Source organism: Actinomadura sp. DC4, from assembly GCF_030406325.1.
In the GTDB taxonomy this organism is placed as follows: Bacteria; Actinomycetota; Actinomycetes; order Streptosporangiales; family Streptosporangiaceae; genus Actinoallomurus.
Genome location: NZ_JAUEQY010000022.1, coordinates 111,549 through 132,337 on the forward strand (window position 1 = coordinate 111,549; position 20,789 = coordinate 132,337).

The following is a 20,789-nucleotide window of genomic DNA, read 5'->3' on the forward strand; positions in this document are numbered from 1 at the left end:
TATGCCTCTTCTCATTTCGAGTCACGCCGCATCTCCAGTCTGACCTCAGTGCCCTCGCCGGGAGCCGTACGGATCTCGGCCTTTCCGCCGTTGCGCTCCATCCGGCCGATGATCGACTCGCGCAGGCCCATGCGGTCGTGCGGCACGGCGTCGAGGTCGAAGCCCGTGCCCCGGTCCCGTACGAAGATCGACACCTCGTCGCCGGCGACCTCGGCGTAGACCGAGAGTGAGGTGTGCGCCTGGTCACCGAACTCGCCGTGGGCGTGCTTGGCGGCGTTGACCATGGCCTCGCGGGCGGCCTGGAGCATCGCGCCGAGGCGGTCGTCGAGCGGGCAGTCGCCCACGCAGACGACCTCGACGGGCACGCCGTGGTGGTCTTCCACCTCGGCCGCGGCCTTGCGCACCGCCGCCGCGAGATCCTGCTCGGCGTCGGCCTTCGGCTCGTACAGCCAGGCACGCAGGTCGCGTTCCTGCGAGCGGGCCAGGCGCTGCACTTCGCGCGGGTCGTGGGCGCTCCGCTGGATCAGCGTGAGCGTGTGGAGCACGGAGTCGTGCACGTGCGCGGCGACCTCGGCACGCTCCTGCGAGCGGATCCGCTCACGGCGCTCGGTGTCCAGGTCGCGCCAGAGCCGCAGCAGCCACGGGGCGACGACCACGGCGATACCGGCGAGCATGACGATCGAGCCGAGCAGGACCTGCCCGGCCTGCCCGGGGCGGACCTTCTGGGCCAGGAACGCGATCAGCCCGCCGGCGACGAGCAGCGTCCCGACGATGCTGCGCAGCCACATCGCCTGCGTGTTGCGAACCCAGCGCAGCCGCCGCTCGGGGTCGGCCTGCTGCCAGATGATCCCGACCCCGATGCCGCCCGCGACGACCGGCCACACGGCCCAGTTCAGCGCGCCCGCACCCCAGGTGAACAGGCACAGGAGACCGACGAGCGCGGCGTACGCGAAGAGCTGCCCGTACTCGCGGCGCCCCGATGGCTCGTCGCGCTGCGGCACGAGCAGCCAGAGCGCGACGTACGCGACGACGCCCACGCCCGCGGCGATCAGCACGGCGAACGCGAGGCGTACGACCAGCACGTCGAGCCCGAGGTGGTCGGCGAGCCCGGAGCACACGCCACCGGCGAGCCGTCCGTCGGCTCGCCGGTCGAGACGCGGGGGGATCAGGTCCGTGGACTCCCCGCTGGGTGTTTCAGGCACAGTGAGATGTTCTCGCGTTTTGGTCCATCACCGCATCGGGGACCGCCCTGGGAGACCCCGGAGATCCTCAGGGGCGAGTCAGGGGTCTCCCGGATGGTCGCGGGCTCGCCGAACCGGAACGATAGGCACCATGAACGAGGAAAGCGTCCCGTCTCCCGGCTCCGAGCCGGCCCCGAAGCCCGCCGACCAGGCCGGCTCCGAAGCGGCCGCCCAGCCGAACCCGGACGCCCCGGCCGCCACCCCACCGGCCACCCACGAAGCCTCCCAGCCTGGGACGGAAGCCGCCGACCGGGCGAGTGCGAGCACCGAAACACCCGCCGACTCCCCTGCGGGCGCTCCGCAGAGCCCCCAGTCCGCCACGGAAACCGACGCCATCCGGCCCGGCACGGCCACCTCAGCCGACCCCGAATCGGCCCCCGAGCCCTCCGGCCGGCCGAACGCGAGCGCCGAAACACCCGCCGGCACCTCGCAGGACTTCCCTGCAGACGCTCCCCAGAACCCCCAGTCCGCCACAGACGCCGACGAGCCGGTCGACACCCCGCCGGGCGTCGACGAGGCCGCTCGGCCCTCTGGTGTGCTTCCCCCGGCAGGCTCTCGTTCCGGTTCGCCGTTCGGGTCCGCAGGGTCGGCTCCGGCCGGGGCCGGGAACGAGCCTCGGACAAGTCCCGCCGCTTCGGCGGGTTCCCGGCGGCTCACGCGGGCGCAGGACGGACGGCTGATCACCGGTGTCTGTGCCGGGCTGGCCCGCTACACCCGGATCGACGCGATCGTCTTCCGGGTCGGGTTCGCGTTGCTGGTGATCGCGACCGGGATCGGGGTGCTGCTCTACGTCGCCGCCTTCCTGCTCATGGGCGCGCCCGACGGCGGTCCGTCGTGGATCGAGAAGAGGAGCAAGCGCGTCTTCGACGGTGACACCGCGCTGACGCTGCTGGCCGCCGTCCTCGGCGTCTCCGTGGTCTTCAACATCGTCGGAAACTGGGGCTCCGGCGACGCTCTGGCCGTGGTCGTCGTGTTCGGGCTGGCGCTGCTCGTGGCCAGGTCGCGCGGGGTCGACCTCGTGCAGGTCACGCGTGGGCTGCCGGAAGGGATCAAGGGGCGGCCGTTGTCCTCCTGGACGCCGCCTCCGCCGACCGAGACGGCCGGTCCCCGCCAGGCCGACGGCATGATCGACCTGGCCCGCCTCGGCCGCCGCACCGACTCCTACGCGGCCGGCCCCTACGCGGGCGAACGCACCACCGACCCGACCAGGCCCCACGACGCCGACCCGTACGAGGACGGTCCCTACGAGGACGACCTCTACGCCCAGCGCCCCACGGCCCCGTACCCTCACAGCCCCCACACCCCCGAGACCGCGCCGAACCAGCGCCCCTCCTCGGTCCTCGCCACGCTCACGATTCTGGCCGCCGCCCTGGTCGCCGCCGTGCTGTACTCCACTGTCCGCGACCGGCCGAACCTCAGCGGGCTCCAGATCGTCATAGCCGGAGCGCTCATTGTCGTCGCCGTCGGACTCATCCTCGGTGCCTGGTTCGGCCGGGACCGCAAGCTCGTCCTCGTTGGAGCGATCATGTCCTTCGCCCTCGCGTCAACCTCGATCGCCGGTAATCCCGCGGTCGCGCGGAAGACGCATCACATGATGTGGCGCCCTGCCGCGACCACGCAGGCCGAGCAGTCCCACAAGGTCGTGGTCGGCCAGGGCGTCGTGGACCTCACCACGGTGCCGCTCTCCCCGGGCCAGCGCCTGCAGGTCTCCGCCGAGGTAGTGCTCGGCATGCTGGCCGTCAAGGTGCCGGCCAGCGCGCGGGTGGAGGTCGACGGCCACGCCTACATCGGCGACATCACGATCGACCACCAGGTCACCGGCGGCCCCGGCGCACGGGTGAACCGCGTGCTGGAGCCCGAGCGCCCGGCCCAGGGCGGGACGCCCACGATCGTCCTGCACCTGCGGAGCAAGGTCGGCGACATGGAGGTCACGCGTGTACCGGCATAAGTTCGACCCGTCGTCGCTCGTCGCGGCGCTCGTGTTCCTCGGCGTCGCCATCCGCTATCTGGTCGAGGGCACCGGCGGCCACCGGGTCTCCTACGACTGGGCGATGCCCTCGGTCCTCGTCTCGATCGGCCTGATCATCGTTCTCCGGCTGGTCTTCCGCTCCCGCCGCCGCCCACGCTGACCAGGCCGGGGGCGGCGACGACAGGCGGCGTCGACCGCGGGCGCGAGCATCGCCACACCGCGACGACGAAGACGGCCAGCCAGGCGAGGTCGACCCAGCGCACGCCCAGGTGCTGGTACCCGCTCACCCGCACGCCGGGCAGCGTCATCACCCCCAGCACCACCCCTCGGATGACAACGAACCCGTCCAGCCGCTCGTACGGGACCAGCGCCAGCAGCGGCAGGAGCATCGCGTCGTACCAGGGGTACTGCAGCGGGGAGACCAGCGTCGTGCCGAACGCCACCGCCACGACCGGCAGCGGGCCGGCGGAGGCACGCTGCCAGATCGCGAACGGCAGGCCCGAACGCCACCACAGGAACGCCACCAGCGCGACCGCCAGCAACAGCATCCACACCCCGTAGAAGTGATTCAGGACGTAGTCCGGCACGGGCAGGTACCGATCCTCCTTCCGGCCCAGCCGGGTGCTCAGCGAGTGGATCGCCGACGGGCCCGCCAGCAGGTACCCGCCGCCCGCGACGAGCAGCACGCCGAGCGCCGCCGAGCCCGCCCGCCGTACGCGGGAAACGCCGAACCAGGCGACCAGCACCAGGGCGGCGGCCGGGAACAGGAACGACGCCTTGACCGCCGCGGCCGCGCCGCCGGACAGGCCGGCCAGGAACGCCGAGCGGCGCATCGCCCACAGCGCCAGCACCAGGAAGAAGACCGCGTACACGTCGGCGTGGCCGCTGCCCACCATCCAGAACAGCATGATCGGGTTCAGCGTCCAGAGCAGGCAGGCACGGACCCGGTGCCGAGCGCCCACCAGCCGGTCCAGGACCACGCCGGTGGCGACGAACGCGACGGCGTTGCCCCACTTCAGCAGGAACAGGATGTGCGCCATCGAGTTGCCGCCGAGGTGCGCGGCGCCCCACTGGACGGCCGTGGTGATCGGCCCGTACACGGTCGGGACGCGCTGCCAGCCGCTCGGCAGCAGGACGCCCACCGGGTCCCCCGTACGGGACAGCAGGAACGGAGTCGTGGAGTACGGGTCGCGCCCGAGATCGGTGATCCGCCCGTAGATCGCGTAGTTGAGCATGTCCACCGAGCCCGCCGGCGGCAGCAGCGCGAGAACGAGGGCCGCGACGGCGCCGGCGAGGAGCAGCCGGACGGGGCTCACGAAACGCTCGCGGCGCGCGGCGTGCAGGCCGGTCAGGGTGCCCGCCCCGCCGCTGATCGCCGCGAACCAGGTCAGGAAGACCACCGTCGCGTGGGACGGCGAGCCGCCGAAGGTCAGGAACGGGCTGGTCGAGCCGAAGTACGGGACGGCGTCCGAGGTACCGAGCACCATGGCAGCGCTCGTCGCGACGAGGCTCACACCCAGCATGACCAGGGAGAAGACGCGGGACATGTGATGCGACGCTACGGCGGGAGCCCCCGCTTCACGGGGCCTGTGACGCGGAGTTCACCCAACGATCACGCGGTGGTCGCGTGCAGGCTCAGCGCGTACCCGGGGCCGAGATTGACCACCTCACGGGGGTGATCGGCGCCGTACACCCGGATGCGGTTGGCCCGCAGCGTCCGCTCCGCGACCCCCTGGTCGGTGATCGTGCGCTCGGAGAGTTCGCCCGCGAGAACGGTGAGGACGCCCGGTCCGGCCGGTACGGCGCGGTGGCCCGGCGGCCAGCCCCACAGCCACAGGTCGTCCGCCACCGGGACCGGCGTGCCGTCGAAGCGCGCGAGGTGCCACCAGTACGCCGGGCGCGCGGCCATCTCGCGTACGACGCCGGCCAGGCGGCCGATCGTGACCGTCCCCGACTCGGGACGGGCCTGCAGCGTGATGTCGGGAATGACCGAGAAGTTCATTGAAAGGGTCCTTCGGACAGCGGCGAGGAGCGCCGCGGGCTGACGAGACGGGAAGGTCAGGTCAGCGACAACACGAAGGACACAGCACGATGACCGCGTGGCGGGAGTCCACGTCGGCGGGAAGCGTACGCGCTGGCATGGGAAGAAGTCTGCGGGCCGCGACTCCGCGCTGTCAAGCCGGACTAACGCCCCGACCAGCACTAAAGACCACAATCACCCCACGGGCTTCACCGGCGACGGCGCGCCACGAGGAGCCCCGCCCAGGCCAGGGCGGCGACGAGAAGCGGCATGAAGAGCAGCAAGGAATCCAGTCTTCCGATGACGACCATCGGACCGTCGTCGGCGATTCGCTTCGCCACGACGGCCGAGTCGCCGATCGCACAGGCCGGCACGCGCTCTCCGGCGAAGAAAGTGCCGAGTCTCCCGGACAGGTCACGGTGACGGCGGCGCCGCCGACCTGCCAGCTCGACCCGTCACAGGAGATGTCTCCCTCACCGCCGAGCAAGGAGTTCACCGGTTGGCCACTTTCGGGCCTGGTGCCGTACTTCACGGCACGCCACCATCGGTCCGGCTTACGAGACGGGAGTGGGACATGGGTCTGGACCGGCGTTCTTTCCTTCGCAACGGCCTTGTCGCGGGCGGGGGTGCCGCCCTGCTCGGCACCGGCCCGCACGCCGCGGCGCTCGTGCGTTCCGGACGTCCGCAGCTCACGCACGGCGTGCAGAGCGGTGACATGTCCGCGCGCGGCGCCGTCGTGTGGACGCGCGCCGACCGGCCGTCGCGGATGCTCGTCGACGTCAGCACCCGGCCCGACTTCCGGCGCTTCTCCACCGTGCGCGGCCCGCTGCTCACCCCGGACACGGACCTGACCGGTAAGGTACGGCTGGACGGGCTGCCGTCCGGCGAGCGCGTCTACTACCGCGTACGCGCCGCGGACCTCAACGACGCGTCCCTCGTTTCGGCGCCGGTGCCGGGCGGTTTCCGTACGGCCCCGCGGACGCGGCGCGACGTCGGCTTCGTGTGGTCGGGCGACCTCGCCGGGCAGGGCTTCGGCATCAACCCCGACATCGGCGGCTACCGGATCTTCAAGGCGATGCAGGCCGTCGACCCGGACTTCTTCCTGTGCAACGGCGACCACTGGTACGCCGACAACCCGATCCAGGCGACGGTCACGCTCCCGGACGGCCGGATCTACCGCAACCTCACCTCGCCGGAGAAGTCCAAGGTCGCCGAGACGCTCGCGGAGTACCGCGGGCAGCATCGGTACAACCTGATGGACGACAACCTGCGCGCCTTCGCCGCGGCCGTCCCGCAGATCAACCAGTGGGACGACCACGAGACCCACAACAACTGGTACCCCGGCGAGATCCTTGACGACGCGAACTACACCGAGAAGCGGACCGACGTGCTGTCCGCCCGCGCCAAGCAGGCGTTCTTCGAGTACCTGCCGATCACCCAGCAGCCCCACGACGACGGCCGGATCTACCGGAAGATCTCCTACGGCCCGCTGCTCGACGTGTTCGTGCTCGACATGCGGACCTATCGCAACGCCAACGGGCCCGACGACCAGACCACGGACCGGCAGGGCATCCTCGGCGCGCGGCAGGCCGAGTGGCTGAAGCGGTCCCTCGCCGCGTCCCGCGCCACCTGGAAGATCGTCGCCTCCGACATGCCGATCTCGCTGGTCGTGCCGGACGCCGACCGCATCGAGGCCGTCTCCCAGGGCGACAACGGCGGCCCGCTCGGCCGCGAGCTGCAGATCGCCGGCGTGCTGTCCTCGATCAAGAAGCACCGGGTGAGGAACGTCGTGTGGATCACCACCGACGTGCACTACACGGCCGCGCACCACTACGACCCGGCCAAGGCGGCGTTCCAGGACTTCGACCCGTTCTGGGAGTTCGTGTCCGGGCCACTCAACGCCGGCGCCTTCGGCCCCAACACGCTCGACCTGACCTACGGCCCGACGGTGCGGTTCCAGGCGGTCCCGCCGCGCGCCAACACCTCGCCGCTGGAGGGCTCCCAGTTCTTCGGTGAGATCGCGATCGACGGCCACTCCGGCGAACTCACCACCCGCCTGCGCGACTACAGCGGCAAGGTCCTCTACACCGTCGACCTTCCCGCCCAGCGCTGAGCCCCGCAGAAAAGAGGAAGAAGGGGCGAAAGGCCACGCTTCTGCGATGAGACCGGCCGCTTTCGGGTGGGCAAACACCCAGGTCGTACGGGTGGGGCCCCGCGTGACTCCAGAGGCGATCAGGTCTGGCCTCCCTGGGGCATTGAGGCTTACGTTGGCATCGAGCAGCCTCCTCGCAGGGAGATCGTGATGGCGCGCAGCCGCACCAAACGCATTCGCCGAGCATCCGCGCGGTTACGCCGTAAGCACCGCTCGGCTTTGCGTAGGACGCACAAAGTCGAAATGCCTGAAAAATCCGATAAGGGTTAATTTCAGATAAGCAGACGGAAGAGAGCGCACCAGAAATGGCTCTGGTGCGGCGATACGTCATGGGCGCAGCACGCCCACTCAGCCCACAGAGCCGCTTCCTTCGACGAAGAAGGCACCCCGATGTGGCCAGCGGAAGTTCTCTTCACGGTCCGCGGACCTCCCTGTGATCCGGCACGTTCCGATCCGCATCACCCCATCTGGGAGGACGAATGCCGCGTGTGTCCGTAGAGGTCGACGGAGTCAAGTACGACGATGACGTCGAGCCACGTCTTCTGCTCGCCCACTATCTGCGCGACCGTCTCGGCAAGGTGGGCACGCCCATCGGCTGCGACACGTCGAACTGCGGCGCCTGCACCGTCCTTCTGGACGGACTGAGCGTCAAGAGCTGTTCCGTCCTCGCCGTACAGGCCGATGGCAAGGACGTCACCACCATCGAGGGTCTCGGCGACGGGCAGGGGCTGCACCCGCTGCAGAAGGCGTTCCACGAGGAGCACGCCCTGCAGTGCGGCTACTGCACACCGGGCATGATCATGGCCTCGCTGGACCTGATCAGGGAGAACGCCGACCCGTCCGACGAGGAGATCCGCGAGGGCCTCGAAGGGAACCTGTGCCGCTGCACCGGTTACCAGAACATCGTGCGCGCCGTGCACCGGGCCGCCGGTGACATGCGGCAGAGCCCGGCGCACGAGGAGGCCACCCGATGACGGCCGCGCCGGAGATCGGCAGCGCACGGCTGCGCTCCGAGGACGCCCGGCTGATCACCGGGCAGACCAACTGGACCGACAACATCCAGCTCCCCGGCCTGCTGCACGCCGCGTTCCTGCGCAGCCCGGTCGGCCACGCCCGCATCACGAACGTCGACGCGAGCGCCGCCCGCGAGCGGCCCGGCGTGATCGCCGTCTTCACCGGCGCCGACCTCGCCGACGAGCAGGGCAGCCTGCCGTGCGCGTGGCCGGTCACCGAGGACATGGTGCTGCCGGACCACCCGCCGATCGCGGTCGAGGAGGTGCGCTACGCCGGCGAGCCGGTGGCCGTCGTCGTCGCCCGCGACCGGTACGCCGCCGCGGACGCGCTGGAGTTCATCGACGTCGACTACGACCCGCTGCCGCCCGTCCTCGACATGGAGGAGGCGATCAAGGAGGGCGCCGACCTGGTCCACTCCTCCAAGGGCACCAACACGTCCTATGAGTGGACCTTCGAGGGCGGCGACGTCGACGCCGCCTTCCGCGACGCCCCCGTCGTCATCGAGCGCCGGTACGTCCAGCAACGCCTCATCCCGACCGCGATGGAGCCCCGTGCGGTGGTCTGCTCCGTGGTGGGCGATGAGTTCACCATGTGGTCGGCCACGCAGATCCCGCACATCCTGCGGCTCATGCTCGCCACCGTGACCGGCATCCCCGAGCACCGGCTCCGCGTCATCGCGCCCGACGTGGGCGGCGGGTTCGGCTCGAAACTGCAGGTGTACGGAGAGGAGGTCGCCTGCCTGCTGATCACCAGGCGGCTCGGCCGGCCGGTCAAGTGGACCGAGTCGCGCAGCGAGGGCAACGCGTCCGTGCACCACGGCCGCGACCAGATCCAGCGGCTGTCCCTGGCCGCCGAGGCCGACGGCCGCATCCGGGGGCTCAAGGTCGACCTGCTCGCCGACATGGGCGCGTACCTCATGCTCGTCACGCCCGGCGTCCCGCTGCTCGGCGCGTTCATGTTCAACGGCATCTACAAGATGGACGCCTACCACTTCACGTGCGCCGGGATCTTCACCACCAAGACCCCGACCGACGCCTACCGCGGGGCCGGGCGTCCCGAGGCGACGTTCGGGATCGAGCGGCTGATGGACGAGCTGGCCGCCGAGCTGTCGCTGGACCCGCTGGAGGTGCGGCGCCGCAACTGGATCACTCATGAGGAGTTCCCCTACGACACGATCGCCGGGCTCACCTACGACTCGGGCAACTACGAGGCGGCGACCGAGAAGGCCCGTCAGCTCTTCGAGTACGACAAGCTGCGCGCCGAGCAGGCCGACCGGCGCGACCGCGGCGACCCCGTACAGCTCGGCATCGGCGTCTCGACCTTCACCGAGATGTGCGGCCTCGCGCCGTCGCGGGTGCTGGGCTCGCTGGCGTACGGCGCCGGCGGCTGGGAGCACGCGTCCGTACGGATGCTGCCGTCCGGCAAGGTCGAGGTGGTGACCGGTTCGTCCGCGCACGGGCAGGGCCACGAGACCGCGTGGGCGCAGATCACCGCCGACCGGCTCGGCGTGCCGTTCGAGGACGTACGCGTGCTGCACGGCGACACGAGCATCTCGCCCAAGGGCATGGACACCTACGGCTCGCGGTCGCTCGCGGTCGGCGGCGTGGCGCTCTACAACGCCTGCGACAAGGTCATCGACAAGGCCCGCCGGATGGCGGCGCACATGCTGGAGGCCGACGAGCAGGACGTGGAGTTCGCCAACGGCGCCTTCTCCGTACGCGGCGTGCCCGACCAGTCCCGGACGATCCAAGAGATCTCGACCGCCACGTTCGCGGCGCACGACCTGCCCGACGGCTTCGAGCCGTCGCTGGACTCCGACGCCACCCACGACCCGGACAACTTCTCCTTCCCGCACGGCACGCACCTGTGCGCCACGGAGGTGGACACCGAGACCGGGTTCGTGAAGATCCGCTCCTACGTCGCCGTGGACGACGTCGGCAAGGTCGTGAACCCGCTGATCGTCGAGGGCCAGGTGCACGGCGGTCTCGCCCAGGGCATCGCGCAGGCCCTGTACGAGGAGGCGGTCTACGACAGCGATGGCAACCTGACCACGACGACGATGGCCGACTACCTGGTGCCCTCGGCATCGGACCTGCCGACCTTCACCACCGACCGCACCGAGACGCCGGCCACCACCAACCCGCTGGGCGTCAAGGGCGTCGGCGAGGCGGGCACGATCGCCTCGACGCCGGCCGTGGTCAACGCGATCGTCGACGCGCTGCGGCCGTACGGCGTCGCCGACGTGCCCATGCCCTGCACGCCCGAGCGGGTGTGGCGGGCATGTCGTGCCGGAGGCGCGCAGGAAGCAGGGCGGGGCGGTGGGCCGGAACACTCTGCGCAGCCCGGAGCGGGCGGCGGGCTCGGCTCGGCCGGAGGTGAGGCATGATTCCCGGATCGTTCGACTACGTACGGCCGTCGTCGCTGGACGAGGCCGTCTCGGCGCTGCGCGACGCGGGCGACGAGGGCAAGGTGATCGCCGGTGGGCAGAGCCTGCTGCCGCTGCTGCGGCTCCGGCTCGCCTACCCGGAGACGCTGATCGACCTCGGCTCGCTGCCGGAGCTGCGCGGCGTACGCGACGAGGGCACCTCGCTGCTGGTGGGCGCCATGACCTCGCACTACGAGGTGCTGCGCGACCCGCTGATCCGCGAGTACGCCCCCCTGGTCGCGGCGGCCACCTCGACCGTCGCCGACCCGGCCGTACGCCACCGGGGCACGTTCGGCGGCGCCCTCGCGCACGCGGACCCGGCGGGCGACCTGCCGGCGGTCGCGCTCGCGATGGACGCGGTGTTCGTGACGTCGTCGCGGGAGATCCCGGCGAGTGAGTTCTTCGCCGACTACCTCACCTCGGCGCTCGAACCCGACGAGGTCCTCGTGGGCGTCCGCCTGCCCAAGGCGTACGCCGGCTGGGGCTTCCACTACGAGAAGTTCCACCGCACCGCGCAGGCCTGGGCGATCGTCGGGGTCGCCTGCCTCGTGAACCGCTCGAACGGAGAGATCACCGGCGCCCGGGTCGGGCTCACCAACATGGGCTCGGCCCCCGTACGCGCGTCGGCGGTGGAGGAGGCGGTCACGGGCGGCGCGGCCGACCGCGAGGCGTTCCGCGGCGCGGCGTCCCACGCCGCCGAGGGCACCAGCCCGCCCAGCGATCTGCACGGGTCCGCCGAGTACCGGCAGCACCTCGCGCAGGTCCTGACCGCTCGTGCCCTGGCCACGGCGGCGAGCGTGTAGGTCGATGTTCGCTTCGCCGACGCGGGGCGGGGAGGGCGTCTTGTGCCTTCCCCACTCCGCGTCGGCGGAGAACCCGGGTGCTTCGTATGCTGCTTCCTAAGGAGGCACCAAGAGGAGGGCCATGGAACTCGATCACGAATTCACCGTTCCGGTACCGGTCGACCAGGCGTGGCCGGTCCTGCTCGACGTCGAGCGGATCGCACCCTGCATGCCGGGCGCGACACTGGACTCGGTCGACGGCGACGAATTCACCGGCCGCCTCAAGGTGAAGCTCGGGGCGATGACGATCACGTACAAGGGCTCGGCCCGGATCGCCTCGCAGGACGCCGGTACCCACACCGTGTCCATCGAGGGCACCGGCAAGGAGGCACGCGGTTCGGGCACGGCCAGCGCGACCGTACAGGCGCAGATGCACGACGAGGGCGAGCGGACCCGCGTCACGGTGCACACGAAGCTCAACGTGACCGGCCGGCCCGCGCAGTTCGGGCGGAACATCATGTCCGAGGTGGGCGGCAAGCTGGTCAACCGGTTCGCCGGCAACCTCGCCGACGAGATCACCCGGCCGGTCGAACCGGCTCCTGAGGTCGCTCCCGAGGCGAGCGCGCCCGCGCCGCAGGCGACTCAGGCCGAGACCGCGGCTCCTGCTCCGGCACCCGCCGAGGCAGTGCCGGGCGGGGAGGGCGCTCCGCAGGCCGCGGAGGCCGTGACCGAGCCTCAGGTCGCGCCGGTGGAGGCCGAGCCCGCCGTCGAACCCGCACCTGAGGCCCCGCGGCGGCCCGCCACCGCTCGTCCCGCCGACGACGAGGCCATCGACCTGCTGGAGTTCGCGGGTCCCTCGATCGCCAAACGGCTGGCCCCGGTGGTCGCCGGGCTGGCGGCGGCGTGGATGCTCCGGCGTCTCGTCAGGCGGCGTGGCCGGCGCTCAGGCGAGTGAGTCGATCCAGCGTTCGAGGCGGCGTCCTTCTACGGCCATGAGCTCGGGGTCGCGGAAGGTGTTCGTGAGCAGGGAGATGCCCTGGTAGGCGGCGAACAGGGCGACCGCGAGCTCGCGTGAGTCGGCGCGGCCCATCGCCGCGAACTGCTCCTCGATCCAGTCGAGCAGGCGCCGCATCACCCCGGCGATCACCTGGTCGAGGCCGTCGTCGCGCTTGTCGAGCTCGGCGGCGAGAGTCCCGGTGGGACAGCCGTAGCGTGCGGTGACCTCGCTCTGGCCGACCCAGCCGCGTACGAGGGCCTTCAGCCGCTCCTGCGGCACGGGCAGCGCGCCGAGGGACTCGATCGTCTCCTGGAGGCCGCGCGCCTGGGTGTCGATCGCCGCCTCGACCAGCTGGTCCTTGGTCTTGAAGTAGTAGTAGACGTTGCCCACGGGAACGTCGGCCGCCTGCGCGATGTCCGCGAGCGTGGTCCTCTCGGCCCCCTGCTCGTGGAGCACCCGGGCGGCGGCGTCGGCCAGCCGCTCCCGTTTGCCGGCCTGCCGGACCTTCGAGTCAGTCACCCCACTAACTGTAGACGCGACTCCCTTGATCGGCTAGCGTCTTAGTTAGTCAACTAACTCGGGAGTGAGAAATGATCGTGGTGACAGGCGCGACCGGAAACGTCGGACGCGAGCTCGTACGGACGCTGACCGCCTCGGGCGAACGGGTACGGACGGTCTCACGGAACCCCGCGAAGGCGTCCGGGCACTGGGCGGCCGACCTCGCCGAACCCGCCGGACTGAAGACCGTTCTGGAAGGGGCCGACGCGCTGTTCCTGCTCGTCGCCGGGGAGGATCCACGCGGCGTGCTGGAGGTCGCCGCGCAGGCCGGAGTACGACGGGTGGTGCTGCTGTCCTCCCAGGGCGCGGGCTTCCGGCCGGCCGACTACCGCCACCCGGTGACCTTCGAGCAGGCCGTACGCGCGTCGGGCCTCGACTGGACGATCCTGCGTCCGGGCGGCTTCGCCTCGAACGCCTACCGCTGGGCCGAGACGATCCGCACGCACCGGACGGCCGCCGCACCGTTCGCGGACGTCGGCCTGCCGAGCGTCGACCCGGCCGACCTCGCCGAGGTCGCCGCCGCGGTCCTGCGGGAGCCGGGCCACACGGGCCGGACCTACGACCTGACCGGCCCGGCCGTGATCACCCCGCGCGAACAGGCGGCGGCGATCGGCGCGGCGCTGGGCGAGCCGGTGCGATTCGTCGAGCAGACCCGCGAGGAGGCGCGCACAGCGATGCTGCGCTTCATGCCCGAGCCGGTCGTCGAGGGCACGCTCGCCATCCTCGGCACCCCGACCCTCGCCGAACGGCAGATCAGCCCGGCCGTCGAGCAGATCCTCGGCCGCCCGCCCCGTACGTTCGCCACCTGGGCGGAACGCAGCGCCCCGGCGTTCCGCTGAGCCGGAGGACTCCCTCCCCCGGCCGCACCCTGACACCCCTGCGACCCGACCTGATCGCCGTGGTCTCGATCTAGAGTGAGCCCATGACCGACCTGTCCAGGGCGTACGCCGCCCTGCTCGACGCCGAGGATCCGATCGCCTCGCTGCGGGACGCCTTCGTGAACGACGACCCCGAGCTGATCTATCTCGACGGCAACTCGCTCGGGCGGCTGCCGAAGGCGACCACCGAGCGGGTCGCGCGGGTCGTACGGGAGGAGTGGGGCGCCGACCTGATCCGGTCGTGGGACCACTGGGTCGACCTGCCGGCCCGCGCCGGCGACCTGATCGGCGAGGCGCTCCTGGGCGCGGCGGCGGGTCAGGTCGCCGTCTCGGACTCGACCACGGTCAACCTCTACAAGCTGGCCGTCGCCGCCCTGGACGCCCGCCCGGACCGTACGGTGATCGTCACCGACGACGACAACTTTCCCACCGACCGGTACGTCCTCGAAGGGCTCGCGGCGCAGCGCGGCCTCGAACTCAGGGTCGTGCGCACCGACATCGACAAGGGCCTCGACCTGGACGTGCTGCGCGACGCCGTGGGCGAGGACACCGCGCTCGTCAGCCTCTCCCACGTCGCCTACCGCTCCGGGGCGCTGCTGGACATGGCGGCCGTCAATGAGATCGTCCACGGCGCGGGCGCGCTCGTGCTGTGGGACCTGTGCCACTCGGCCGGCGCCGTGCCCGTACGGCTCGACGCCACCGGCGCGGACCTGGCGATCGGCTGCACCTACAAGTATCTGGGCGGCGGGCCCGGCGCCCCCGCGTTCCTCTACGTACGCCAGGAGCTGCAAAGACGGCTGCGGCAGCCGATCTGGGGCTGGTTCGGGCAGCGCGACCAGTTCGCGATGGGACCCTCGTACGACCCGGTGCCCGGGATCGACCGCTTCCTCGTCGGCACGCCCGCGGTGCTGGGGATCGCGGCCGTCGAGGAGGGCGTGCGGCTGCTCGCCGAGGCGGGCATCGAGCGGCTGCGGGCCAAGGGCGTCGCCCTCACCGGCTACGTCATCGACCTGGCCCGGGAGTGGCTGCCGGAACTGGACCTCGCGACCCCGGCGGACCCGGAGCGGCGCGGCTCGCACGTGTCGCTGCGCCACCCCGAGGCCTGGCGTCTCACCCAGGCGCTGATCGCGGCGAAGGTGATCCCGGACTACCGGACCCCCGAACGGCTGCGCCTCGGGCCCGCGCCGATCAGCACGAGCTTCACCGACGTCTGGGACGGCCTCGACCGGCTGCGCCGCATCGTGGCGGACCGGTCCTACGAGGGCTTCTCCTCCGAGCCCTCGCGCGTCACCTGAGCCCGAGCGGGGTCACTCCCACTCGATCGTGCCCGGCGGCTTGCTCGTGATGTCGACGACCACGCGATTGACGTCGGCGACCTCGTTGGTGATGCGGGTGGAGATCCGCTGCAGGACGTCGTACGGGAGCCGCGCCCAGTCGGCGGTCATGGCGTCCTCGCTGGTCACCGGGCGCAGCACGATCGGATGCCCGTACGTGCGGCCGTCGCCCTGCACGCCGACCGAGCGTACGTCGGCGAGCAGCACGACCGGGAACTGCCAGATGTCGCGGTCGAGGCCGGCCCGGGTGAGCTCCTCGCGGGCGATCGCGTCGGCCTCGCGCAGCAGGTCGAGGCGGTCGCGCGTCACCGCGCCGATGATCCGGATGCCGAGGCCGGGCCCGGGGAACGGCTGGCGCCAGACGATCTCCGACGGGAGCCCGAGCTCCTCGCCCAGCCGGCGTACCTCATCCTTGAACAGCGTCCGCAACGGCTCGACCAGGGAGAACTGGAGATCGTCGGGCAGGCCGCCGACGTTGTGGTGGGACTTGATGTTGGCCGCGCCGGTGCCGCCGCCGGACTCGACCACGTCGGGGTAGAGCGTGCCCTGGACGAGGAACTCCACCGCGTCGCCGCGGGAGTCGACGATCTCGCGGGCCGCCTGCTCGAAGACCCGGATGAACTCTCGGCCGATGATCTTGCGCTTGGTCTCGGGGTCGGTGACGCCGTCGAGCGCCTCCAGGAACCGGTCGGCGGCGTCGACGACCTTGAGGTCGACGCCCGTCGCGGCGACGAAGTCCTTTTCGACCTGTTCGGCCTCGCCCTTGCGCAGCAGCCCGTGATCGACGAACACGCAGGTCAGCTGGCTTCCGATGGCGCGCTGGACGAGCGCGGCGGCCACCGCGGAGTCGACGCCACCGGACAGCCCGCAGATCGCGCGCTTGTCGCCGACCTGGGCGCGGACCGCCTCGACGGACTCCTCGGCGATGTTGACCATGGTCCAGGACGGACGGCAGCCGGCCGCGGTGAGGAAGTGGCGCAGCACGGCCAGGCCGTGCTCGGTGTGCATGACCTCGGGGTGGAACTGCACGCCGTACAGGCCGCGCTCGGTGTCCTCCATCGCGGCGACCGGGGCGCTCGCGGTGCTCGCGGTCACGACGAACCCGGCCGGCGGCACGCTGCAGGTGACCCGGTGCGACATCCACACCGACTGCTCGACGGGCAGCCCGGCGAGGAGCGCGCCCTCCTCGACCACGATCAGGTCCGTACGGCCGTACTCGGCGATGTCGGAGTCGGCGACCGTGCCGCCCAGCTCACGCGCCATCGCCTGGAACCCGTAGCAGATGCCCAGCGTCGGCACCCCGGCCTCGAACAGGCCGTCCGGCACCGCGGGCGCACCGGGTTCGTACACCGACGCGGGACCGCCGGACAAGATGATCGCCTTGGGCCGCTTGGCGAGCATCTCGGCGACCGGCATGGTCGAGGGCACGATCTCGCTGAACACGTGGCACTCGCGTACGCGACGGGCGATGAGCTGCGCGTACTGCGCCCCGAAGTCGACAACGAGGACCGTGTCGAAGGACTGCTCGACTGACTCGACGGACACCAAGAACGCCTTTCGGAGTCGCGGGATGGCCACAGTCTAGGGCCTGGCCGGGACGTGTTTTTCCTCGTGGGGGGCCATACTGATCCGGTGATCGCCGCGGACGACGTCGAGGCCCGGCTGGGTGAGCTGGCCGATCCGGAGCGCGCCGCGCAGGAGAAACGCTACCTGAAGAGCGATCTTCGCCATCTGGGCGTACGGCTTCCCGCGCTCCGCGAGGTCGCGATCGTCGCCGCCACGAGCCTGGATCGCGAGCAGACCCTCGCCCTGGTCGAGGAGCTCTGGCGCCCGCCGGTGCACGAACGCCGGATGGCCGCGATCGAGATCCTCATCCGCAACACCCCCCTGCTGACGGCCGATGATCTCGCCGTGGCCGAGCGCCTGATCCGCGCCTCGCACACGTGGGCGTACGTCGACGTGCTCGCGGAGAAGGTCGTCGGCGGGCTGATCCTCCGGTACCCGCCGCTCACCGCCACGCTCGACGCGTGGGTGCGTGACGAGGACTTCTGGATCCGCCGTACGACGCTGCTCGCCCTGCTGCCGGGCGTCCGCGCCGGCGATCCCGACCTGGCCCGCCTCACCGCGTACGGCGAGGCGCTCGTCGGAGAGCGGGAGTTCTTCATCCGCAAGGCGCTCGGCTGGGTCCTGCGCGAGCTGTCCAAGTCCGACCCCGCCTGGGTGACGGGCTGGGTCCGCGGGCATCTGCCGGTCGTGTCGGGCGTGACGTTCCGCGAGGCCGTACGCCATCTGCCCGATCGCGAGGACCTGCTCGCGGCCTACCGGACCCGCTGATCCGGTTCCGGTACGGCACGCCGGCGGTGGGCCAGGTGCCGGCCCAGCGCGAGCGCGGCCAGCACCGCCACGAGGCCGCAGACGCCCGTCCACCCGAGCCGGGTGTACGCGCGCGTGCCGAGCCAGGACCCGGCGCTGCCGCCGAGAAAGGCGCAGGTCATGTACGCGGTGTTCAGCCTGCTGCGCGCCTCGGGCCGCAGGGCGAAGATCCGTGCCTGGTTGGCGACCATCCCGGACTGCATCGCGACGTCCATCACCAGCGTGCCCAGCGTCAGGCCGGTCAGCCCCAGCGCGCCGCCGAGCGCGCCGGCCGTGAGGATCGCGGCCGAGACGATGGTCGCGATCATCGTGACGAGATTGACCGGGTCGGGCCCCCGGCGGTCCACCTGGCGGCCCGCGATCGGCGTGGCGAACATGGTCGCCGCGCTGACCAGGGCGATCAGCCCCACCGCCTGCGCGCCCAGCCCGTACCTCGGCCCGGTCACGAGGAGCGCGATGGCGGTCCAGACGGCGGAGAAGGCCGCGAAGATCGTCGCCTGGTAGAAGCATGACCGGCGCAGGTCCGGCTCGCTCCGCAGCAGGCGCAGGGCCTCGGCCAGCAGCGCCGGGTACCTCTGCCGGGAGGTCGGCTCCGTCTTCGGCACCACGAACCCCAGCGCGACCGCGGAGAGCAGCGCGCACACCGCCGCGACGAGGTACGGCGCCCGCCAGCCGAGCCACTCGCCGAGCGTGCCGCCGAACGTACGGGCCAGCAGGATGCCGCCGATCGCCCCGCTGAGCAGCGTGCCCACGACCGCCCCGCGGCGGTCCTCGGCCACCATCCCGGCCGTCATCGGCGTGATGATCTGCGCGACCACGGTCGTGACACCGACGAGGACGCTCGCGCCGACGAGCAGGCCGGGCCCGGGCGCGGCACCGGTCGCGAGCAGGCCGAGGCCGGTGACGCCGAGCAGGACGACGATCAGCGGCCGGTGCGGGAACCGGTCACCGAGCGGGACCAGCAGGAAGATCCCGGTCGCGTAGCCGAACTGCGCCGCGGTGACGACGAGCGCGGCCGAGCCGGGCGACACGTGCAGCCCGGCGGCGATCAGCGGACTGATCGCCTGGGGGAAGTAGAGATTGCCCACGGCGACGCCGCAGGTCACGGCCAGAAGCAGGATCACCCGGCGGCTGAGGGGCGCCGGGCCGGACTCGGACAGGCGGATGCACCTCGCAGGCGAGCGGTCGGGGGCCTCGATCCTCTCAGCCCGCCGGCTCGCCGTACGGCCGGGCCCCGCCGGCCTGCGACGACGTGACCCGGTGCCCGCCTCACGGAGGTCTACCCAGGCTCGCCGGCCGTCCTGAAGATCCGGCTGACGACTCAGACCGGGGAGATCGGCAGGCGCAGGGCGGCCGGGGCGTCGGCGGGGACGGCCGGGGACTTCGGTGACACCGGGCTCAGCCGCGCGTACCCCGTGCCGAGCGCCGGCCTCGGGTCCTCCTCGCCGAGGTTCGGCCAGAACGCCATCGCGCGCTCGGCCTGGGCCGTGATGGTCAGCGACGGGTTCACGCCGAGATTGGCCGAGACCGACGAGCCGTCCACGACATGCAGGCCCGGATGGCCGTACACCCGGTGGTACGGGTCGATCACGCCCTCCGACGGCGAGGAGCCGATCGTGCAGCCGCCGATGAAGTGCGCCGTCGTGGGGATGTTGAACAGGTCCAGCCAGGTGCCCCCGGCCATACCGCCCATCTCCTCGGCCAGCATCCGGACCACGCGGTGGGCCATCGGGATCCAGGTCGGGATCGGCTCGCCGTGGCCCGGGCGGGCCCGCATGCCACGGCCCGACGACGACGGGACGACGGTGATCGAGTTGTCGCGGGTCTGCATGACCAGGGCGACGATCGTACGGCGTGACCAGTCGCGGAGGTTGGGCAGCCGGACCAGGTCGTGCGGCCGGCGGACGGCCTCGCCCAGGAACTTGGCCCAGCGCGGCGTGCGGCCGCCGCCGTCGATCATCAGGGACCGCATCGCGCCCATGGCGTTCGAGCCCGGGCCGTACCTGGTCGGCTCGATGTGGGTGTGGTCGTCCGGGTGGAACGAGGAGGTGATCGCGACGCCGCGCGAGTGGTCGTCGCCCTTGCGGCCGAGCCGCTCGACGCCGAGGATCGCCTCGGAGTTGGTACGCGTGCGCACGCCGAGACGGTCCGACAGTCCCGGCAGGGCGCCGGTGGTCTTCATCCGGTGCAGCAGCCGCTGCGTGCCGTACGTCCCGCCCGCGAACACCACCTGATCGGCGGTGAGAGTGCGCCGCAGCCGCCGTACCGCCCGTCCCGTACGCCGGACCTCGACCGCGTAGCCGCCCTCCGCGCGCGGGCGTACGGCGGTCACCGTGGTCATCGGCAGCACCTCGGCGCCGGCGTGTTCGGCCAGGTAGAGGTAGTTCTCGGTGAGCATGTTCTTGGCCCCGGCGCGGCAGCCGGTCATGCACGACCCGCACTCGGTGCAGGTCGTACGGCGCGGGCCGGCCCCGCCGAAGTAGGGGTCCTCGACGCGCTCGCCCGGCCTGGACCCGAACAGGACGCCGACCGGGGTCCGGTGGAAGGTCTCCTCCCGGCCCATCCGTTCGGCGACCCGCTTGATCGCCTCGTCCGCGGGGGTCATGGTCGGGTTCGTACGGACGCCGAGCATCCGCCGCGCCTGGTCGTAGAAGGGAGCGAGCTCGGCCTTCCAGTCGGTGATGTGGCGCCACTGCGGATCGTCGAAGAACGGCGCCGGCGGTTCGTACAGCGTGTTGGCGTAGACGAGCGACCCGCCGCCGACACCCGCCCCGGCCAGGACCAGGACGCGCGAACCCTTCTCGCCGCGCAGCAGGTGCATGCGCTGGATGCCGGTCATGCCCAGCCCGGGCGCCCAGAGGTACTTGCGCGTGCGCCAGGAGGTCTTGGGCAGGTCGCGGTGCCGCTCGCCCGGCTCGCCGTCGGGCTCGTCGAAGCGCCGGCCGGCCTCGACCACGGCGACGCGGTACCCCTTCTCGGTGAGGCGCAGCGCCGTGACGCTGCCGCCGAACCCCGAGCCGACCACGATCACGTCGTAATCCATGCA

At 71.7% G+C, this 20,789-nt stretch carries 18 protein-coding genes; 10 read left to right on the plus strand and 8 right to left on the minus strand.

Going from position 1 to position 20,789, the window contains the following annotated elements; genetic code table 11:
- Window positions 1-11: 11 nt before the first annotated feature.
- Window positions 12-1,202, minus strand: a complete 1,191-nt coding sequence (locus QWU11_RS31505) for a PspC domain-containing protein (RefSeq protein WP_290118105.1) — start codon at window positions 1,200-1,202, stop codon at window positions 12-14.
- Between the two features lie 130 nt (window positions 1,203-1,332).
- Between QWU11_RS31505 and QWU11_RS31510 the strand changes: the two genes are divergently transcribed.
- Entirely contained in the window at window positions 1,333-3,189 is a 1,857-nt protein-coding gene (locus QWU11_RS31510) for a PspC domain-containing protein (protein ID WP_290118106.1), read from the plus strand.
- On the plus strand, window positions 3,176-3,370 hold the full coding sequence (locus QWU11_RS31515) for a hypothetical protein (RefSeq protein WP_290118107.1): 195 nt from the start codon (window positions 3,176-3,178) through the stop codon (window positions 3,368-3,370). The genes QWU11_RS31510 and QWU11_RS31515 overlap by 14 nt, the downstream gene beginning before the upstream one ends.
- On the opposite strand, the gene QWU11_RS31520 is transcribed toward QWU11_RS31515, so the two are convergent.
- The 3 genes from QWU11_RS31520 to QWU11_RS31530 all read right to left on the minus strand — a co-directional run bounded on the left by QWU11_RS31520 (window position 3,324) and on the right by QWU11_RS31530 (window position 5,571).
- Window positions 3,324-4,757, minus strand: coding sequence for a hypothetical protein (locus QWU11_RS31520; RefSeq protein WP_290118108.1), 1,434 nt, complete (start codon window positions 4,755-4,757; stop codon window positions 3,324-3,326). The genes QWU11_RS31515 and QWU11_RS31520 overlap by 47 nt on opposite strands.
- Window positions 4,758-4,822: 65 nt before the next feature.
- Window positions 4,823-5,212 (minus strand): cysteine dioxygenase, encoded by a 390-nt coding sequence (locus tag QWU11_RS31525; RefSeq protein ID WP_290118109.1) that lies wholly within the window; start codon window positions 5,210-5,212, stop codon window positions 4,823-4,825.
- 227 nt (window positions 5,213-5,439) lie between these two features.
- On the minus strand, window positions 5,440-5,571 hold the full coding sequence (locus tag QWU11_RS31530; RefSeq protein ID WP_290118110.1) for a hypothetical protein: 132 nt from the start codon (window positions 5,569-5,571) through the stop codon (window positions 5,440-5,442).
- 233 nt (window positions 5,572-5,804) lie between these two features.
- On the opposite strand from QWU11_RS31530, the gene QWU11_RS31535 reads away from it, so the two are divergent.
- The 5 genes from QWU11_RS31535 to QWU11_RS31555 all read left to right on the plus strand — a co-directional run bounded on the left by QWU11_RS31535 (window position 5,805) and on the right by QWU11_RS31555 (window position 12,558).
- On the plus strand, window positions 5,805-7,343 hold the full coding sequence (locus QWU11_RS31535; protein ID WP_290118111.1) for an alkaline phosphatase D family protein: 1,539 nt from the start codon (window positions 5,805-5,807) through the stop codon (window positions 7,341-7,343).
- Between the two features lie 518 nt (window positions 7,344-7,861).
- On the plus strand, window positions 7,862-8,356 hold the full coding sequence (locus QWU11_RS31540; protein WP_290118112.1) for a (2Fe-2S)-binding protein: 495 nt from the start codon (window positions 7,862-7,864) through the stop codon (window positions 8,354-8,356).
- On the plus strand, window positions 8,353-10,782 hold the full coding sequence (locus tag QWU11_RS31545; RefSeq protein WP_290118113.1) for a xanthine dehydrogenase family protein molybdopterin-binding subunit: 2,430 nt from the start codon (window positions 8,353-8,355) through the stop codon (window positions 10,780-10,782). The genes QWU11_RS31540 and QWU11_RS31545 overlap by 4 nt, the downstream gene beginning before the upstream one ends.
- Window positions 10,779-11,624: a xanthine dehydrogenase family protein subunit M gene (locus QWU11_RS31550; protein ID WP_290118114.1), complete on the plus strand. Its 846-nt coding sequence runs from the start codon at window positions 10,779-10,781 to the stop codon at window positions 11,622-11,624. Before QWU11_RS31545 ends, QWU11_RS31550 begins: the two co-directional genes overlap by 4 nt.
- A gap of 121 nt (window positions 11,625-11,745) precedes the next feature.
- Complete coding sequence (locus QWU11_RS31555) at window positions 11,746-12,558, plus strand: SRPBCC domain-containing protein (protein WP_290118115.1); 813 nt, start codon at window positions 11,746-11,748, stop codon at window positions 12,556-12,558.
- Here QWU11_RS31555 and QWU11_RS31560 read toward each other — a convergent pair.
- Window positions 12,547-13,119: a TetR/AcrR family transcriptional regulator gene (locus tag QWU11_RS31560; RefSeq protein WP_290118116.1), complete on the minus strand. Its 573-nt coding sequence runs from the start codon at window positions 13,117-13,119 to the stop codon at window positions 12,547-12,549. The two genes, QWU11_RS31555 and QWU11_RS31560, sit on opposite strands and share 12 nt — an antisense overlap.
- Before the next feature lie 71 nt (window positions 13,120-13,190).
- Here QWU11_RS31560 and QWU11_RS31565 point away from each other — a divergent pair, with 71 nt between their 5' ends.
- Together QWU11_RS31565 and kynU are read left to right on the plus strand one after the other, a co-directional pair.
- Complete coding sequence (locus tag QWU11_RS31565; RefSeq protein ID WP_290118117.1) at window positions 13,191-13,997, plus strand: NAD(P)H-binding protein; 807 nt, start codon at window positions 13,191-13,193, stop codon at window positions 13,995-13,997.
- A gap of 83 nt (window positions 13,998-14,080) precedes the next feature.
- Window positions 14,081-15,331 carry a kynureninase gene (gene kynU, locus QWU11_RS31570; protein ID WP_290118118.1) on the plus strand — a complete coding sequence of 417 codons (1,251 nt, stop codon included), beginning with the start codon at window positions 14,081-14,083 and terminating at the stop codon, window positions 15,329-15,331.
- A 12-nt stretch (window positions 15,332-15,343) separates the two neighbouring features.
- Here the strand turns inward: kynU and guaA are convergent, their stop codons facing one another.
- Window positions 15,344-16,915: a glutamine-hydrolyzing GMP synthase gene (guaA, locus tag QWU11_RS31575; protein WP_290118119.1), complete on the minus strand. Its 1,572-nt coding sequence runs from the start codon at window positions 16,913-16,915 to the stop codon at window positions 15,344-15,346.
- A gap of 87 nt (window positions 16,916-17,002) precedes the next feature.
- Here guaA and QWU11_RS31580 point away from each other — a divergent pair, with 87 nt between their 5' ends.
- Window positions 17,003-17,704, plus strand: coding sequence for a DNA alkylation repair protein (locus tag QWU11_RS31580; protein ID WP_290118120.1), 702 nt, complete (start codon window positions 17,003-17,005; stop codon window positions 17,702-17,704).
- Here the strand turns inward: QWU11_RS31580 and QWU11_RS31585 are convergent.
- The gene (locus QWU11_RS31585) at window positions 17,689-18,867 is read right to left on the minus strand and encodes an MFS transporter (protein ID WP_290118121.1); all 1,179 of its coding nucleotides are present in this window, start codon (window positions 18,865-18,867) and stop codon (window positions 17,689-17,691) included. The two genes, QWU11_RS31580 and QWU11_RS31585, sit on opposite strands and share 16 nt — an antisense overlap.
- Before the next feature lie 197 nt (window positions 18,868-19,064).
- Window positions 19,065-20,786 carry a GMC family oxidoreductase gene (locus QWU11_RS31590; protein ID WP_290118122.1) on the minus strand — a complete coding sequence of 574 codons (1,722 nt, stop codon included), beginning with the start codon at window positions 20,784-20,786 and terminating at the stop codon, window positions 19,065-19,067.
- Window positions 20,787-20,789 lie beyond the last annotated feature (3 nt).